This is a genomic window from Desulfacinum infernum DSM 9756, from assembly GCF_900129305.1.
In the GTDB taxonomy this organism is placed as follows: Bacteria; Desulfobacterota; Syntrophobacteria; order Syntrophobacterales; family DSM-9756; genus Desulfacinum; species Desulfacinum infernum.
Genome location: NZ_FQVB01000043.1, coordinates 12,862 through 30,159 on the forward strand (window position 1 = coordinate 12,862; position 17,298 = coordinate 30,159).

Annotated in this window: 16 protein-coding genes; 7 read left to right on the top strand and 9 right to left on the bottom strand. The window is 61.7% G+C overall.

What is annotated here, in order from left to right:
- Window positions 1-28: 28 nt before the first annotated feature.
- Together BUB04_RS16325 and eat are read right to left on the bottom strand one after the other, a co-directional pair.
- Entirely contained in the window at window positions 29-1,405 is a 1,377-nt protein-coding gene (locus tag BUB04_RS16325) for an ethanolamine ammonia-lyase reactivating factor EutA (RefSeq protein WP_143156530.1), read from the bottom strand.
- A 23-nt stretch (window positions 1,406-1,428) separates the two neighbouring features.
- Complete coding sequence (gene eat, locus BUB04_RS16330) at window positions 1,429-2,895, bottom strand: ethanolamine permease (RefSeq protein ID WP_143156531.1); 1,467 nt, start codon at window positions 2,893-2,895, stop codon at window positions 1,429-1,431.
- A gap of 426 nt (window positions 2,896-3,321) precedes the next feature.
- On the opposite strand from eat, the gene BUB04_RS16335 reads away from it, so the two are divergent.
- On the top strand, window positions 3,322-4,203 hold the full coding sequence (locus tag BUB04_RS16335; RefSeq protein WP_073041467.1) for a tetratricopeptide repeat protein: 882 nt from the start codon (window positions 3,322-3,324) through the stop codon (window positions 4,201-4,203).
- 31 nt (window positions 4,204-4,234) lie between these two features.
- On the opposite strand, the gene BUB04_RS16340 is transcribed toward BUB04_RS16335, so the two are convergent.
- The 6 genes from BUB04_RS16340 to BUB04_RS16365 form a co-directional block, all read right to left on the bottom strand.
- Window positions 4,235-4,504: a tetratricopeptide repeat protein gene (locus BUB04_RS16340; RefSeq protein ID WP_073041469.1), complete on the bottom strand. Its 270-nt coding sequence runs from the start codon at window positions 4,502-4,504 to the stop codon at window positions 4,235-4,237.
- A gap of 17 nt (window positions 4,505-4,521) precedes the next feature.
- The gene (locus BUB04_RS16345) at window positions 4,522-4,980 is read right to left on the bottom strand and encodes a DNA polymerase III subunit chi (RefSeq protein WP_178372025.1); all 459 of its coding nucleotides are present in this window, start codon (window positions 4,978-4,980) and stop codon (window positions 4,522-4,524) included.
- Window positions 4,981-5,199: 219 nt separating this feature from the next.
- Entirely contained in the window at window positions 5,200-5,541 is a 342-nt protein-coding gene (locus tag BUB04_RS16350) for an Mth938-like domain-containing protein (protein WP_073041473.1), read from the bottom strand.
- A gap of 546 nt (window positions 5,542-6,087) precedes the next feature.
- Window positions 6,088-9,582 carry a DNA polymerase III subunit alpha gene (gene dnaE / locus BUB04_RS16355; RefSeq protein WP_073041475.1) on the bottom strand — a complete coding sequence of 1,165 codons (3,495 nt, stop codon included), beginning with the start codon at window positions 9,580-9,582 and terminating at the stop codon, window positions 6,088-6,090.
- Window positions 9,583-9,720: 138 nt separating this feature from the next.
- Window positions 9,721-11,889 carry a peptidase U32 family protein gene (locus BUB04_RS16360; RefSeq protein WP_084076590.1) on the bottom strand — a complete coding sequence of 723 codons (2,169 nt, stop codon included), beginning with the start codon at window positions 11,887-11,889 and terminating at the stop codon, window positions 9,721-9,723.
- Complete coding sequence (locus BUB04_RS16365) at window positions 11,886-12,620, bottom strand: creatininase family protein (protein ID WP_218588493.1); 735 nt, start codon at window positions 12,618-12,620, stop codon at window positions 11,886-11,888. Before BUB04_RS16365 ends, BUB04_RS16360 begins: the two co-directional genes overlap by 4 nt.
- Window positions 12,621-12,853: 233 nt before the next feature.
- On the opposite strand from BUB04_RS16365, the gene BUB04_RS16370 reads away from it, so the two are divergent.
- The 6 genes from BUB04_RS16370 to BUB04_RS16390 all read left to right on the top strand — a co-directional run bounded on the left by BUB04_RS16370 (window position 12,854) and on the right by BUB04_RS16390 (window position 16,300).
- On the top strand, window positions 12,854-13,180 hold the full coding sequence (locus BUB04_RS16370; RefSeq protein WP_073041482.1) for a hypothetical protein: 327 nt from the start codon (window positions 12,854-12,856) through the stop codon (window positions 13,178-13,180).
- On the top strand, window positions 13,177-13,743 hold the full coding sequence (locus BUB04_RS18880) for a hypothetical protein (RefSeq protein WP_143156532.1): 567 nt from the start codon (window positions 13,177-13,179) through the stop codon (window positions 13,741-13,743). The genes BUB04_RS16370 and BUB04_RS18880 overlap by 4 nt, the downstream gene beginning before the upstream one ends.
- A 57-nt stretch (window positions 13,744-13,800) precedes the next feature.
- Window positions 13,801-14,388 (top strand): DJ-1/PfpI family protein, encoded by a 588-nt coding sequence (locus BUB04_RS16375; protein WP_073041484.1) that lies wholly within the window; start codon window positions 13,801-13,803, stop codon window positions 14,386-14,388.
- A 15-nt stretch (window positions 14,389-14,403) separates the two neighbouring features.
- Window positions 14,404-15,060 (top strand): LysE family transporter, encoded by a 657-nt coding sequence (locus tag BUB04_RS16380; protein WP_218588494.1) that lies wholly within the window; start codon window positions 14,404-14,406, stop codon window positions 15,058-15,060.
- A 23-nt stretch (window positions 15,061-15,083) separates the two neighbouring features.
- A complete protein-coding gene (locus tag BUB04_RS16385) occupies window positions 15,084-15,740 on the top strand; it encodes a lactate utilization protein (protein WP_073041486.1) in 657 nt (218 codons plus the stop codon).
- A gap of 368 nt (window positions 15,741-16,108) precedes the next feature.
- Window positions 16,109-16,300 carry a hypothetical protein gene (locus BUB04_RS16390; RefSeq protein ID WP_073041488.1) on the top strand — a complete coding sequence of 64 codons (192 nt, stop codon included), beginning with the start codon at window positions 16,109-16,111 and terminating at the stop codon, window positions 16,298-16,300.
- Between the two features lie 155 nt (window positions 16,301-16,455).
- Here the strand turns inward: BUB04_RS16390 and BUB04_RS16395 are convergent.
- Window positions 16,456-17,298: reverse transcriptase domain-containing protein (locus BUB04_RS16395; RefSeq protein ID WP_143156533.1), on the bottom strand; the 843-nt coding region annotated here is incomplete at its 5' end.

The window sequence follows — 17,298 nt, forward strand, 5'->3', positions numbered from 1 at the left end:
GGCTCCTGGTCACCTCCCTTCCTCACCGTTAGAAGTGCAGGGTCTTAACCGTCACAGGCAAAAGGCCGCTTCGTGTGGGAGCGCCGATATCGACAATCTCTCCGTCTTGGAGCTCCACGGAATCGATACTCACCACTCGAAGGGCCGGGTCCCAATTCGGCCGCGACTGCACAATACGGCCGAAAATCTTTCCCAGGTCTTGATCGAAAACCACCACCAATACGCGGGCTCCGCCCGTCAGCACCTCTCCGAGAAGACGGTCGGCCAGCTCTTTCAGGGTTTCCAGCGTCACGCCCGGACCCGCACGCACCGCGTAGGCACAGGGCGGCCTGAGGCCCGGATCCATCCGGAAGGGACGGGAATCGGCGGCTTCCCCCAGGCGCACCGAGATCGCGGGGAGGTCCCGAAGCGGAAGCTCCTGTACGGCGGTCACGTGCACGGAACGCCCGGCCACCTGGACCAGATGGACGGAGGCCCCCACGGAGGTGGCACGGATGGAATCCCCGTTTGATTCGTGGAGAGGAAAGGACCCGAAACGTTCCCGGACGGCGCAAGCAAGCGAAACCCCCAAGTCGTTGAAGCGAGTCAAGGACATGGACCGGCAGGTCTTCAGCAGCGCCCCCACTCCCCCGGTGAAGCTCACCGTGTCGAAACGCACCGGCCGTCGGGGCATCTCATCGTACTCAACCACCGCCCCTGGCAGGTCCCCGCCTTTGAGAAAATTCCAGAGCGTCTCCACCACCCTTTCGCCCATCCTCTCAAGCAGGTCGTCGTCCACCCTCGCCGGAGGAAGGTCCGGCGGCGGCCGGAGAATCTTCCCCAACACTTCCCCCTTCCAGGAAAGAACGCGACCCTCCCGGTCGAAATGGACCAGGCGGGCCCCCAATGCCAGACACGCGCTTCCCACCAGCCGCCCGCAATCGTAGAGAGCCAGGTTCGTGGTCCCACCCCCGATGTCCACGTTGAGAACCCGCGCGAGCCTCCGGCGCGACAACAGGTCCGCGCCGGCGCCACGCGCCGCCAGAATGGACTCCAGCCGGGCCCCGGCCACCGTGGACACCAGCCGTGGAAAGAGGGCCGACAGGGAAGCGATGAGACGGGGGGCGTTTCGTCTGCGTGCCGCCATTCCGGTGATGATCACGGATCCCGTTTCCAGATCCTGCGGGCGAAGACCGACTTTCAACAGATCCGCTTCCACGGTCCGCCGGATCGTTTCCTCATCGAGCACATCCCCGTCGCAGAACGGCGTCAGGCGCACGGGACTCCTCGCCACCGGCCGCCCCTCCCGGAGGACGTGGCGGGACGTCCCCCCAGCTTCCACGCCGAAAGCCAGCCGGTGGACCGTCCAGTGATAGGTGGTCGTCCCCACGTCCATTCCGATGGAAAGGTGCACTCCCCCACTCAAAGCCGTCCCCCGCGCACTTGGATTCAGAGATGGCTTGCGGATTCACCCCGGGCACTCACGGCAAACTCCTCCTCCGGGGCCAACACCAGCCGTTTTCGCCCGTAGGCAAAAAAGTAAAGGAGGCCCAAGGCGTACCAGAGAGCGGCTCCGACCACCACCTTCTGGTAGACAGGGTCCGCAATGAAGAGGGCCACCAGCGTCACCAGGGCGATCACCAAAGCCCCCACGGCCCCCACCAACCCGAAGGGACTCACGAAAGGCCTGTGGATGTGAGGAAAACGAAGGCGCAAGAGGACATAGGAGATCATCTGAAGGCCATAGGAAATGACCGCCCCGAAGACCGCCATGTTCAGCAGGACCGCCCCCACCGGACTTTCCGGTCCCATGTAGTGGATGGCTAGAGCCACCGCGTAGCCCATCACCGCCCCCGCGACCAGGGAGATGTGGGGAGTTTTTCGCGTGCCGTGGGTCAGGGAAAAGATCGGGGGAAAGTAGCCGGCCCTCGACAGGGAATAGATCTGGCGCCCGTAAGCAAAAATGATCGTATGGAAGCTGGCCACCAGACCCGCCACGGCGATCAGTGAAAGCAGCCGCGTCCCCACGCCGTCCCCGAAAATGCTTCGAAATCCTTCAAAGAGCGGCTCGTTGCTGGTACTGAGACCGGCCGCCCCCGGCGCCACGCCCGTGTTGAGAAAGAGCGTTAGGAACGCCGTGAGCACCAGGGTTCCGATGCCCCAGACAATGCCCTTGGGCAGATCTCGGACGGGGGTGTGAGACTCCTCGGCCGCCAACGGCAGTTCCTCAATGGCAAGATAAAACCAGATGGCGAAAGGCAGCGCGCCCAACACGCCGGTCCACCCCTTGGGAAGCCAGACGGATCGTCCCGGCGACGGTTCGATATTGAACAGATTATCCCAGGAAAAGAGCGGGACGGCCCCGATAAAGAAAACACCGAGGATGATCAAGGCCAGCACCGTGATCACCACGGAAAACCGAAACGAAATCTCCACGCCGGCGATGTTGAGTCCCACAAAGACAACATAGGCCAGGAGCCACCAGACGGGATCGAAAGAAGCCGGCGTTCCGAAGATGGCCCCCAGGTAGCCGCCGATACCCACCACAATCACCGCCGGCGTGAGAATATATTCCATGTTCTCGGCAAGCCCCGTGACGTAGCCGCCGATGGGGCCCATGGCGCACCGGGCGAAGGAATAGGCGCCGCCCGTGTGGGGTAGTGCAGCGGTCATCTCCGCAATGCTGAAACAAAGCCCCAAGTACATGAGGGTAATGATCACATTGGCCAGTAAAAGCCCTCCAAATCCCCCCGCCGCCAATCCGAAGTTCCATCCGAAGAAATCTCCCGAAATAACCGCCCCCACGCCCAGGGCCCACAGATGCCAGACGCGGGCGTACCTCTTCAGCCCGCGCCTTTCGAAATAGGAAGGGTCCACGCATGAATACTCCACACCGCCAATCTTCTTCTTTTCCATCCCCATCTTCCTCCGCAACTTGTCATCTCAAACGAAATCCCACGTGCAACCGGTTGCGCCCCCTCACCAAGGCAATCCCCGTACCAGAAGACGAGCCTCCGTTTAACCTCATGGAATACCAGGACATGCTCCATGAAGACCCTCCTTGGCCGAGTCTGTTCGCCGGGTTCAAATTTGTCTTCATCGCCCTTTGCCGGCACAATTTTGTGCCGGCAAAGGGCGAAAGAGCCTCTCCTGTCCCGGCTTGGATGGCGGTCCGAGGGGCGAAGTGCAGATGGTGCGAAGATTGATAATTGTGGTAGAAACCTCTATCAGGGCAGGGGGATGAAAGGAGCGCCAAAGGGTTCGAAGAGCCCTTCAGCGCTTCGTTTCCGACCGCTGCAACCATGAAAGCTTGCCACGAGGGAAAGGACGGCTTTTTCCACCATGGAGACCGCTTCTTCGCCAAGGCTTTCGTTCCGCTGGGATCCCAGCCAGGCACTCTACCCCGCCGCCGGGTTTCTGCTCGGCACGGCCGCCGGAGGAGGCGCCTGGACAACGCAGGCCCATGGTCTTGCCGTCGCCCTCTGGTTCGCCTCCCTTCCCTGGCTCCTTTTCGCCCTATGGATTCTCCATGCGCCTTATGCGGTGATTTCAGGCGATTGGCTGGCTTTTGGCCCCTTTCCCCTGTTCGTCAGAACCTTCCGACGCCGGGACGTTTGTGCCGTTCATGCGGCCGGCCCCTGTCACCTGATTCTGGAACTGCGGTCCGGAGGACGTTATACGATCCCCCTCATGCCCCTGCCGGGCGAACAGCGACTGCTGCTGTCGGCGGTTCTGAAAAGGTGGGCCGGCGGCACCTTTCCCTCTACGGGGGACACCGAGTCGGGCAATGGCCTGCCTGCCGCTTTGGACCAGGTGGAAGATCTCCTTCGGCGGGGCAAAGACGAGGAGGCGGGAAAGTTGCTGGAAGAGGTGGTTCGAAAGCACCAAGCGGTCGAGCCACGGCTTTTTCTGCTCCGGGGCTTTCTTGATTCACGGCGAGGCGCCTTCGTCCAGGCGGTTCTAGCCTATGAAGCCGCCCTGGAAATCGACCCGAACCTTCACGAGGCCTACTACTACAAGGCTCTAGCCCTGGACCGCGCCGGAAAGTCAAAGGAAGCACTGGCCGCCTACCGGGCGTTTGCGGCCGTTGCGGACGAGGCCGCGGATCGAAAGCTTCTGGACGTGATCGCGGAGCGCACCCGCCAACTGGAAGACGGCGTTTTCTTACCCTCCACACCCTTGCCGCGGAAGGCGGGGGGCGACAAGGGGCAAGGGAGCGGGTAGACAACGGCCCATTGTCCCCCGACAGAACTTCTCACGCAGGGCCGGAGCCGGCTTGGCGCGCCAGGTCCCGGATGCGGCTTCGGTGGGCCTCCAGAGCGGCGTTGCCCGGATAGATCTTGAGGGCCCTGTCCAGTGTTTGAACGGCCCGGGGCCAGTCCTTTCGCACCTCGTAAAGGCGCGCCAGCACGAGCCAGGCTCCCGGATCCAGGCCCTTCTTGCGGAGCCTGCGGTTGATGAGAAAAATCGCCAGTCGACTGCCGTATTCGTAGTAGAGCTGCTTGGGATAATCCAAAAGACCCATGGATAGAGGTCCCTCCATCACTTTTTGGGATTTCCGCCTCGGCGGGAAGCGGCCGCGTGCTTCAGCTCCCAGCCCCGGGCCTTGGCTTCCATCCAGAGACGCCGGCTCTCCTGCTTCCTCTGCTCATCGTCCAAGGGCACAAAGTGCATGATGCTGGGATAACGCCCCAGGGCGTCCAGATCCGGAAAGGCGTCACAAAGGACCACGTCCGCCGGAAGGGGAAGCCTCGGGTCCACCGCGATGAGCACCGGCTCGGGAAAGGACGCGTTCGGCTCCGCCTCCACCACGATGCGATGGGGCACGAAACTGGGCTGGGAAAAGCTCCACAGGAGCTGATCCAGGTGCTGGGCCCCCAGGGTGGAGTCGGTGAGGACCAAGACCCTTTTTCCCTGCTCGGCAAAGTACTCCGCCCAGCGGCACAAGTCCTTGCGCTGCTCCCGCGCCGTGGTTTCCACAAAGATCATTTCCTGTGTCATGGATTCCTCGTCGAAACGAACGATCGGGCCCTTTTTCTGCTCCGCTCCCATGGACGAAACAGCCTGCACCGGAGTGGCGTCTTGCTGCGGGAGCTCCCCTCCCACAGGGAGGGTCCTTCGAGCTTCCGCAGTGGCCCCGTCTGTAGGGGCGAAAGATTTTTCGCACCTACACCGGACGGGTAAGCGCCGTGCCGAGACGGCCTCGGCGGACTCCCGCCTTCAGCAGGTCAGATGAAAGGCCGCGGCGGCGTCTTCGCCCGAGGCCACCAGTTCGTTGAAGGTGCGCACGGCCGATTCCGTGGGCTCATCCACCAGCCGGATTCCCATCTCGGAACAGACCCGGCGCACGTCGTTTCCAGGCTTCATGAATCCCGGCTTTCCGCGGCCGATAACCAGAACCTTGGGGCGGGCTTCCAGGATGTCCCGGATGTCGTCCACGCACACCTTGTGCCCTTCCCGGCGCCACCAATCAGCCACCACCCGTCCTCTCACGATCTTGAGATCCGCCTGATAGGTGGTTCCCCCGATTTCCATGGCTCCGAAGCGATACCCATCGATCATGACATCCACCTCCCCAAACGGCTCGCCCTTCGAAGGCCGAAGACTTGATAGAGAATTCCCCACTTCGACACGCCCGCATTAGGAGCCTGTCCGAGAATGGTTTTCAGGCTCAAGAGGCCGGGAATTTCCAATCACTTCGTAGCCGCGGGGCTTCAGCCCCGCGGGAAGGGTCAAGGTAACCCCATGAAGTGACGGGAAATGAGCGATGGCCAATCCAACATGCGAGGGTTCCTCCGCAGCCCTAAAGGGCTGCGCTACACGAGAAAAGCAGGCATCCCTAAGGTTTTCCGACAGGCTCCCAGGAGCGGTTCGCACCCCCCTTTCGCCTTTGACCTTTTACCTTTACCTAATCTGAGCGATTTTTTCTTCGGGTGTCTCTTACACCGCGTGATTAGCGGGCGGGGATAAACCCCGCCCCTACCCAATGGGTCCGGGGCTTTTTGTAGGGGCGGGCTTTACGCCCGCCCTTCAGGACCTGTCCATGAGAAAGAACCGTCCAATTCAGGCTTTAGCCTTTCCCCTTTGACCTTTCGCCCCTCTTCCCTCCTACGCCCGACAGACCTTCATGGCCAGATCCACGCAATCCTCCCCGAAATGCTGCGTCATGTCTTCCAGAAAGGACGTGGTGGGATTCACCTGGAGTTTGGGATTGAGGGCGATGACCGCTTCGGCCTGTCCTTCCACGTCGATGTGGAGCACGGCGTCGCACTGGCCCGGATGGGTCACCAGCAGATGCCGGAGCCGCTCCAGGGCGTCGCGGTCCAGCCGGTCCGCGCTCAGGTGGATGTGCACGGCCTCCACCGTCTGGGTCTGGGCGTCGTCCAGGGAAAGGATGTGGTCGGCCAGGACCTTGGACCCCTTTTCGTCGTGCTGGATGGTTCCCAGGACCACCAGCGGGTCGTCGCCCTGGAGAAGTTCCCGGGCCCGGCTGAACACCTCCGGAAAGGCCACCACTTCCAGGGTGCCTTCCTTGTCTTCCAGGCTCAGGAAGGCCATTCGCTCGCCCTTCTTGGTGGTGAGTTCCTTGGTCACGGAAATCAACCCGCACAGGATGGCCTTGGTCCCGTCCTTTCTTTCCCGCACTTTTTGGGTGTCCGCCGTGCAGAGCTTGGCGATCTGGTCGCGGTAGTGGTCCAGGGGATGGCCGGAAATGTAGAAGCCCAGGGCCTCCTTTTCGAACTGGAGCGCGGTCCGGGTGTCCCAGGAAGGAACGTCGGGAAGCTTGGGTTCGGCCCGCTTTGCCTTGGATTTGGCCCGAAGCAGGTCGAACATGTTGATCTGGCCGCTCTGGCGGTCCCGCTGGCGCGCCTGGGCCTTTTCCAGGGCCTCGTCCAGGGCGGCCAAGGTGCGGGCCCGGTCCGGGTGGATGGAATCGAAGGCACCGCATTTGATGAGCTGCTCCAGAACCCTTCGGTTCACCCGGGAGGTGTCCACGCGGTCGCAGAAGTCGAAGATGGATCGGAACGGACCGTCCTTGGTCCGCACGGCCAGAATCCCCTCGATGGCAGCTTCGCCCACGTTTTTCACCGCGCCCAGTCCAAAGCGGATCTTTCCTTCCACCACGGTAAAGTCCCGCTCGCTCACGTTCACGTCCGGGGGCAGCACCTGGATGCCCTTCTCACGGCATTCGTTGATGAGCTTCACCACCTGGTCGGTGCTGCTCAGGAAGCTGTTGAGCAGGGCCGCCATGAATTCCACCGGATAGTGGGCCTTGAGATAGGCGGTCTGGTAGGCGATGAGGGCGTAGGCGGCGCTATGGGACTTGTTGAAGCCGTACCCGGCGAACTTTTCCATGAGATCGAAGATGTGGTTGGCCTTGGCCAGGTCGATCCCGTTTTCCTTGGCTCCGGCCAGGAACCGTTCCCGCTGGGCCGCCATGACCTCAGGGATCTTCTTGCCCATGGCCCGGCGCAGGATGTCCGCCTCTCCCAGGCTGTAGTTGGCCAGCACGCTGGCGATCTTCATCACCTGTTCCTGGTAGAGGATCACGCCGTAGGTGGGTTCCAGGATGGGCCGGAGCTGCTCCAGTTCGTAGGTGATGGGGATGCGGCCGTGTTTGCCGTCGATGTAGTTGTCCACCATGCCGCTTTCGATGGGACCCGGCCGGTAGAGGGCCACCAGGGCCACGATGTCGGCGAAGTTTTCCGGGCGAAGCCGCACCAGGATGTCGCGCATGCCCGAGCTTTCCAGCTGGAAGACCCCCGTGGTGTCCGCTCGGCACAGCAGCTCGAACGTCTTGGGATCGTCCAGGGGCAGGCGCTGCATGTCCAGCTCCACGCCGTGGTTCTTTCGGATCAGATCCACGGCGTTGTGGATCACCGTGAGGTTTCGAAGGCCCAGGAAGTCGAACTTGATGAGGCCCGCCTTTTCCACGTACTTCATGGAAAATTGGGTGACCACCTCCCCTTCCTGGTCCCGGTAGAGCGGCATGTATTCCACGATGGGCTTGTCACCGATCACCACCCCCGCCGCATGGGTGGACGCATGCCGGGTGAGGCCCTCCAGGGCGAAGGCGATCTCGAAGAGCTCCTTCATCTGGGGGTCGTCCCGCTGAAGTTCCGCCAGGCGCGGCTCCTGTTCGAAGGCCTTCTTCAGGGTCATCCCGGGAGAGGCGGGAATGAGCTTGGCGATCTTGTCCACCTCGTTGTAGGGCATGGCCAGGGCCCGGCCCACGTCCCGAATGACGGCCTTGGCCTGCATGGTCCCGAAGGTGGTGATGTGGGCCACCTGCTCCTTGCCGTACTTTTCCGCCACGTAGCGGAAAACCTCATCGCGGCCCAGGACGCAGAAGTCCACGTCGATATCGGGCATGCTGATGCGCTCCTTGTTGAGGAAGCGCTCGAAGATGAGACCGTGTTCGATGGGATCCAGGTCCGTGATCCCCATGACGTAGGCCACCAGGCTGCCGGCGGCGGACCCACGCCCCGGTCCCACGGGAATGCCCTTGTTCTTGGCGTAGCTGATGAAATCCGCCACGATGAGAAAATAGGCGGCGAAGCCCATCTCCTTGATCACGTCCATCTCGTAGCGAAGCCGTTTTTCGTATTCCTCCCGGTCCGTGTCGGAAAAGTCGGCACGTCGATACCGGATTTCCTCCAAGCGCCGTCGGAACCCTTCCTCCACCGTCCGTTCGAACCGGTCCTCGATGGACTCGCCGTTCTGCAGCGGAAAAACGGGAAAGTGATACTCGCCCAGGGGGATCTCCAGGGAGCACATGTCGGCGATCCGGACCGTGTTCTCCAGGGCTTCGGGCACATGGGCGAATTCCCGGGCCATCTCGTCGGGAGACTTGAAGTAGAGCTGGTCCGTGCTGAATTTCATGCGCTTCTCATCCAGCACGTTCTTGCCGGTCTGGATGCAGAGCAGGATCTCGTGGGCCCGTGCATCGCCCTTTTTCAGGTAGTGGCAGTCGTTGGTGGCCACCACGGGAATGCCCAGCTCTTTTCCCAGGGCGATGAGCCTTTCGTTCACAATGGCCTGCTCGGGAATGCCGTTGGCCTGGATTTCCAGATAGTAATTCTCCGGCCCGAAGATCTCCTGGTACTCCAGGGCCGCCTTGGCCGCCGATTCGGGACGGTTGCGGGTCAGATGAAAGGCCACTTCCCCCTTGAGGCAGGCGGAAAGGGCCACCAGCCCTTCGTTGTATCGGCGAAGCAGCTCCTTGTCGGCCCGGGGCTTGTAATAAAAGCCCTCCAGATGAGCCAGACTGACCAGCTTCATGAGATTCTTGTAGCCGGTGAGATCCTTGGCCAGGAGCACCAAGTGGTAGTTGCGATCCTCATCCCCGGCGTTGCCCGTGGCCGGCTGACGTTCGTGCCGACTCCGGGGAGCCAGGTAGATCTCGCAGCCGATGATCGGCTTGATCCCGACCTTCTTGGCCTTTTCGTAGAATTCCAGGGCCCCGAACATGTTCCCGTGGTCGGTCACGGCCACGGCGGGCATTCCGAAGCCCTTGGCCGTCTCGATCAGATCCCCCAGGCGGATGGCCCCGTCCAGGAGGCTGTATTGACTGTGCACGTGAAGATGGACAAACGGCGGCATCACTCAATCCTTTGAAGGTGAAAGGGCAAAGGTGAAAGGTTAAAGGCGAAAGGGAAGAGGTAAAAGGGGAAAGGCGCCGCGGGGGACAGGATTACTGAGAATCCGAACTGCCTTCCCGCATCCATACCCCATAGCCCTTTATCCCTTCTCCCGTTTAGCTTTCCCTTCCGGTACGGCCCGGCGTTCGTAGTTGAAAAGGGAATAGGGGGCATCGGCCCGGTGGCGTTTGAAGCCGCTCAAGAGCCGCTGCCAGTCCTTATCTTCCAGTCGGGAGCCCCCTTCGCTCAGGTCCATGAGGAAAAGGCGGTAGCCCATGGCTCGGAGTTCCGGAAGTTTTTCAAACCAGCAGAAAGGGTGATCGGCGAAGACGGCCGTCAGGGGGCCCTGCCTTTCCATGATGTACTGATCGCCCCGGGCCGTCCGCACCGGCACTCCGGTCAGGACCGAAGGCTGCAGTCGGGACAGGAAGAGAAACGGGCGACCGTAAACCGTCACCACCGGGAAAGCCGGCAGGGGGTCCGTCACGAGCTCCCGGAGCTCCTCGCCGGTCACTTCCTGGGAAAGGACCGTGTGGGTGCAGCCGACGTCCGCCAGGGCCGCCATGGCCGCCTTATTGCGGACATTCATGCGGGATCCGGCCCAAAGCCGCACCCCGTCCAACCCGGTCAGCCAGTCCAGATGTCCCCAGTTGTTGATCTCCCAGGTGCGGAATCCGCGGGCCGCGAACCAGGCCGTCGCCTTCCGATAGTAATCCACGTCCTTTTCCAGGATCACCGGGGGAAGGGACCAGCCGAAGCGCCTTTTCTGGGCCGAATGAAGTCTTCCCTTGGCCAGGCGTTCCAGATTTTCCTTAGTGGCGACGCAGAAGATCCATTGGGCGGGCGACTGCAAGGCCCGGCTCAAATCCGCGTGATGTTGGATCTTGACCACCAGGCCTTCGGTCAGGCGCCGAGCCTTCGGCCCCACATCGGCCATTTCTTCCGGAATCCAGCCGTCACCCGGGAATTTCTTGGAAAAGCCGACAGGTCGATGGCCTTCCCGCTGGATCCTCTTCCAAATTTCCCCGGGGGCGGTGGGCTTTCTTCCGATGCGAAAGAGGCGTTCTCCCGCAGCCGCCGCAGTTCCGGAGGTCACCAGCACCGCCGGTCCTTTGGGAGGCGTCTGCTCCAAAGGTTCTCCCGAAACCGATTGCAGGGCGCGGACCACAAAGGGGCCCTTTTCCCGGCCTTCGGCCGATTCCGGTCGGAGTCGGTCGCCGGCCTGTACGGACCGTCGAAGGTCCACCACCAGACGGCTGTCCTCCACCTTGACGACGGTTCCCACCCACAGTCCGCTGGATCCGGACCGGTGGGGATTCAGCACGGTTTCAGTGGGAGACGGTCCCAGAAACCCGTCCGTCAGGCGTCGGGCCGGAGAAAGGGCCAGCTGCTCCGTGGCCTCCCGGATCGCTTCGCGGGCCGCTTGCGGTGGAGCGTCCAGCACCCGGCGGTAGGCCTGGACCACCGTTGCGATGTATTCGGCGTCCTTCATGCGCCCTTCGATCTTCAAGGACGCGATGCCCAGTTTCATGAGCTCCGGAATCCGGGGAAGGGCGGAAAAATCGCTGCACGAAAAGAAGTAGCCCTCCTTTCGGCCTTGGCGGAAGCGCAGGCGGCACGGCTGGACACATCTGCCCTGGAGACCGCTGTGGCCCCCGCGGAAACTGCTGGCTAGGCACAGCCCCGAGATGGAAAAGCAGAGGGCACCGTGGACGAACATCTCCAGTTCCACGTCCGCCGACCGGCAGATGGCCCGAAGCTCCTCCATGCCCAATTCCCGGGCCAGCACCACCCGGCGCGCTCCCAGCCTTTTCAGCGCACGCACGCCGGAGCTGTTGTGAACCGCCGCCAAGGTGCTGGCATGCAGCTTCAGGTGCGGGAAGAACCGCCGGCAGAGAAAGAAAAGGGCGGGATCCTGCACGATGAGCGCGTCCACCTCCAGGTCCGAAAGGGCCTGGAGGGTGTCCAGCAGCTCCGGCACCTCCGACGCCGTCACGGCGCTGTTGAGCGCCGTATAAACCGCCACCTTCCGAGACCTGGCAAAGGGAAGCAGCCGGCTCAGGTCCTCAAGGGAAAAGTTGGCGGCGTGGGCCCGCGCACTCAGCCGTTTCAGCCCCAAATAGACGGCGTCCGCCCCGCTTTCCACGGCCGCCCAGAAGGCCTCCAGGTGTCCGGCGGGAGCCAGCAGTTCGGGCTTGAGAAGTTGTCCGAGGGTTTGGGCTTTTGGCCGCTTCGGGGCGCTCATGTGTTGCTTCGATGCTCTTGTCATGAATGGGTCGGCTCTTCCCACGCGTTCAGTTTTTCAATGAGCTCAATCAAGGCCGCGATGGAGGCCTCCATGAGCCGTTTTCCCTTGTCCTTGCTCGCCGCCTTGGGATTGCCCCACACCCCCGAATGCCAATAGGCCCGTTTGTTGCGAACCAGGATGTGGGCCGGGAAGGTGGGATAGGCCTCCTCGGCCGTCCCCTGCACCCAGTGGGGATACAGGTACAGCATGAGTGAGGTTTCCACTTCTCCCGCATGGGAATCCTTAGGCGTTTCCTGGATGGCGGCCCAGGCGGCCTTTCCCAGGTCCAGCACGGACAGGACGGCCATGCGAAGGTGGGGGCACCGCTCCAGGAGCTCCTCTCCGGCGTCCACCAGCGCGGCCATGTGGGTGCCTCCCGCATGGCCGCTCAGGACCACCACCGAGCGCATCCCCTGCCGGTAGAACCCCTCCACCACGTCCATGAGCAGGGCGCGAAGGGTGGTGCTCTTTATCCCCACCGTGCCGGGATGTCCGCTGGAGCTGCGGCACAGCCCGTACCACAAGGGGGGAGCCGACCAGACCGGGTATCGTTCCGCCACGGCTTCGGCCAGGGCCTCGGCGTGCAGGGTGTCCGTTCCCAGCGGCAGGTGCGGCCCGTGCTCTTCCAACGACCCGCAGGGCACAATGACCGTCTGGATACGGTCCCGCTCCTGTTCGAAAAAGTCCATGGTGCACTGTTTGAGAATCGGCACGCGTTCCTCCCGAGACCTGACGGGCGGGCGTAAAGCCCGCCCCTACGAAAACGGATTGCCCGCTTGGTCCGCTCCTTCCGGCATTCCTTCCTTATCCCGATTGGCCGCCGGGAGCAAGGCTCGATCCCTTCTTGACGAGATTCCCCGCCCGGGCTAAGGATGGCCGAAAAGGGATCTTATCACGGGTCTCCAGCACATTGAATCCGGCCGAACGACGGAGGATCGGCGTTCCCATGTCCCTTCCGAACCTGCATCTGAGCCTCACGGCGGTGGCGGCCATCGTTTTGTGCCTCAATCTCCCCTTCGGTTACTGGCGCGCTCAGGTGCAACGCTTTTCCACGGCGTGGTTTCTGGCCATCCACCTTCCCGTGCCCCTGGTGGTGGGCCTGCGGATCCTGTCCGGCATGGGCTGGCGTCTGGCTACCTTCCCGGTGCTCATCGGGGCGTTTTTCGCCGGACAGCTTCTGGGCGGCGTCCTCTTTCGCTGTAGATTCCCCCGAAGGTTTATATCTTCCAGGAATTCTAGACTTCGAACGGGTGAAGAGGGCAGCAAGAAATGAACATCAAAAAGAGTTGCCAGATTACAGTAACACTGCTCGGCGTAATCATTCTTGCCTGCGCGTGCTCGACAACTGGAAACTACATGGAAGCAGCCAATATCGTGACCCTTGACGTTCATTTTGCCGACCCCAACTGGAATGGTAAGAGAATACCCGACGGACAGCAATGCCTTCGATTTGGTGGGAACGGTTCAACACCAAGACTCATAGTAAGCAACATACCATCAGAGGCTAACGCACTCATTTTTGAATATAGCGACAGAGACTATCTTCCCATGGCCAATGGAGGACATGGAAAGATAGGTTTTAGGATTCCAAAAGAAACACAAGAAGTTATTGTTCCTTCCGTCCCCGGACACACATTTGATCTTCCAGACGGATTTTTTCTTGTTTCAGCGCATAGAAAGCCCGACTGGGACAAGGCAGGAGCATACATGCCACCGTGTTCCGGGGGGAGGGGCAATCTATACTATGTAACAGTCAAAGCAGTCACCTGGCCAGCGAATCAAAATGAAAAACCCATACTGTTAGGAAAAGGGAAGCTGATTCTTGGCGTCTATTGACAGCCAGACTCAACCATCCCATTGGCACGAACAAATGAAGCCAGAAAAGGAGAACCCATGGCAGCCAAGAAGATCCTCATGCTCGTGGGCGATTTTGTGGAAGACTACGAAGTGATGGTCCCGTTTCAGATGCTTCTCATGGTGGGCCATACGGTCCATGCCGTCTGCCCGGGCAAGAAGGCCGGCGAGACGGTGCGAACAGCGGTGCACGATTTCGAGGGGGACCAGACCTACAGCGAAAAACCCGGCCACAACTTCCTTTTGAACGCCACCTTCGACGAGGTGAAGGCCGAAGACTACGACGCCTTGGTGATCCCCGGAGGCCGGGCGCCGGAATACATCCGGTTGAACGAACGGGTGCTGGAGATGGTCCGCCACTTCGCCCAAGCCGGAAAGCCCATCGCCTCTATCTGCCACGGCCAACAGGTGCTGGTGGCCGCCGGGGTGGTGGAAGGGAGGGCGTGCACGGCCTATCCGGCGGTCAAGCCGGACCTGGTGCGTTCGGGCGCCACGTGGGTGGACGTGAACGAAACCTTCACCAACGCCCATGTGGACGGGAACCTGGTGACGGCACCCGCCTGGCCCGCCCATCCCCAATGGATGCGAAAGTTCCTGGAACTCCTGGGAAGCCGCATCGAACCCTAGAAAGGCCCCAAAACCATGATGGAACTTCTGGCCGTGGGCGCCGGCTCCTTCACCGTGGCCCTTTCGGGGGCCCTCATGCCGGGCCCGCTCTTTACCATCACCATCACCGAATCGGCCCAGAGAGGGTTTCGGGCCGGACCGCTGCTCATGACCGGCCACTCCCTGCTGGAACTGGTCGTGGTGGCGGCGGTGGTCCTGGGCCTGGGTCCTTACCTCAAGATGCCCTCCGTCATGGGGTTGATCGCCCTCTTCGGAGGCGGCTTTCTCGTTTTCATGGGGGTGGACATGGTGCGGAGCGCGGCCGGACTTTCCCTCACCCTGGATCCCCGGGATCCGGAGGCATCCTCAAAAGGCCGCCACCCCGTGGTGCTGGGGGTTTTGGCAAGCCTTTCCAATCCCTACTGGACCCTGTGGTGGGCCACCATCGGGCTGGGCTACCTGGTGGCGTCCATGAAACTGGGGACCTGGGGTGTCGTCGCCTTCTTTCTTGGCCACATCGCCGCGGATTATGCGTGGTACAGCCTGTTGTCCCTGGGCGTGAGCAAGGGAACCCGGTTCATGGGCGACCGAGGCTACCGGTGGATGATCCGCTGCTGCGGTGTTTTCCTGCTCTTTTTCGGTGCCTGGTTTCTGTGGGCGGCCAAGGGGTTCCTGACCCGCTGGCTTGCCTGAGGTTGCAAGGAGAAAGGTCCGGCATGGAGGCGCCTGCATCCCGATTTCACGCCCAGCGCCTGGAGCGGTGCGCGGAAGCCCTGGAACGCAGCCATTTCCGGGTTTCCATCGTTTCCGACCCGGAGGAGGCCCGTGGGATCGTGATGGATCGCGTCGAGGCGGAGATCCGACCCCGCAGCGTGTCCTGGGGGGATTCCATGACCCTGCACGCCTGCGGCATCCTGGAATCCATCGCCCGCATCGATCACATCCGGCTGATCCGGACCTTCGAGCCCGGAGTGCCCCGGCCGGAGATCCTCGAGAGAAGGCGCCAAGCCCTTCTGGTGGATCTTTTCCTGACCGGCACCAACGCCGTGACGGAAACCGGCCAACTGGTGAACCTGGACATGGTGGGCAACCGGGTGGCGGGGCTCATCTTCGGCCCCCGACACGTGGTGGTCCTGGTGGGTCGAAACAAGATCGTTCCGGATCTGGCAGCCGCCCGGGAACGGATTCGAACCCGCGCCGCACCCCTGAACGCCATGCGGCACGAAGGGTTCAGAACGCCATGCCGGAAGACCGGTACCTGCATGGACTGCAACAGCCCGGATCGGATTTGCAACACGTGGGCCATCACCGAAAGGTCCTTTCCCAAGGGGCGCATCCACGTGGTTCTCATCCATCAGGACCTGGGGCTCTGAAGGGCCGCAGCGTTCGGCCGAGGGAGCTTGCTCCCCTCTTGGGGAGGGTGTCTCCGTTGTTCTGTAGGGGCTGTTCCCGAACCGCCCCTACTTCCAGCGCCCATCGGAGGCGCATGTCCCGGCCAAAACACCGATAACAGAAAAGATATTAACCCACATCCCGGGGAATTCCGTCACAACGAGGGATGAAGCACACCGTTTGGAAGCAGGCCCCCGTAGGGGCGAACGATGCTTCACCCCCACGGTCCGGGTGCATGGCCGGTGCAAGGACCCTTCTCACCAAAAACCGGTCGTTGCCGGCACCCTTCTAGCCCCCGGACCGGGCAGCAGGAAAAAGCCGAAGCCCCGAAAAGAATGGGAGGCGCCCTATGACCGATGCCGTGGAAAAGCTCATCTCGGCCACCCGCGCCCTCTTGGACTACATGGAAGAGGAGTTCGTCTTCGACAAGATGGGGGACGCGGGCTGCGGCGGCGTGGATCCTTACCGGTCGGAAACGTTCGACAACCTCATCCGGGCCGCCCGGGCCGCCCTCAAGGACGTGGACGGCGCTTCTTCCTGAGTGAGCGGCCGCGAGGCCATCCACGAACGCCGTTGCCCCCGTGGAAGACGCCTGTCCGTTATGGCGATAGGGGTAGGAAGGACTCGTTGCCGAGTCCCTCCCCCCTCCGAACCGTACGTGCGGATCTCCCGCATACGGCTCTCCGGTTGGTGGTTTTACCCCGTTGAGGACTGGAGCATTGCGCGATGGGCTGCCACGAGGCTGTACAACCCATGGCGCTCAAAGAAAACATTCGGCCATCTGTTATGATCGCGGCCTCGGCTGATCCCCTTTCGTCCGCTGCGCTTACGCAGAATACTGCGCAGCCGCCGACGAACCCATGAGTCGAGACGGGGAAACGTCCACCTGGAGGAGTGTTTGAAGTATTCCATCCATCCACGAAGGCTGCGGTTCACATCCCTAATAATCCTTTGGAGGCTCGCCCCGTTCGTGCGTCGTGTCTTCTGGCGGATCGCATCCTTGAGCTTTTTCAAGCTTTTCTTTCGTGGCCAATGTTTGGTCCGCGTAAAGTGGTAGCCCAGAAAATCAAATCCAGCTCCAGCTTCCTCCAGATCCACAACGTGGGTCTTTTCCGGATGAAGGCTTAACCCTCGTTGGTCCACTTGGTGCCCAACAAGCTCAAGTGCTTGCTCGGCTTCCTCGCGGCTTCGACACAGCACCACAAAGTCATCCGCGTAGCGGATCATCAGATACCCTGCCTTGGCCATCGCGTGGTCCAACCCATTCAGGTAGAGGTTGGCCAGTAGGGGGCTGATCACTGCTCCTTGAGGAGTCCCTGATTCCGGCGTCCAGGCCTTCATTGACTCCAGAACATCCTGCTTGAGAAACGCCTCAATCAATGCCAGCACCCGTCCGTCTGCGATCGATTCCCTCACATCGGCCTTCAGTCTCTCATGGTCAATGTTGTCAAAGTAGGCGCGAATGTCCGCATCCACCACATAGCGGTAACCCTCCTTGATGGCCTGGTCCACCCGCCTCAGGGCATCTTTGCATCCCCT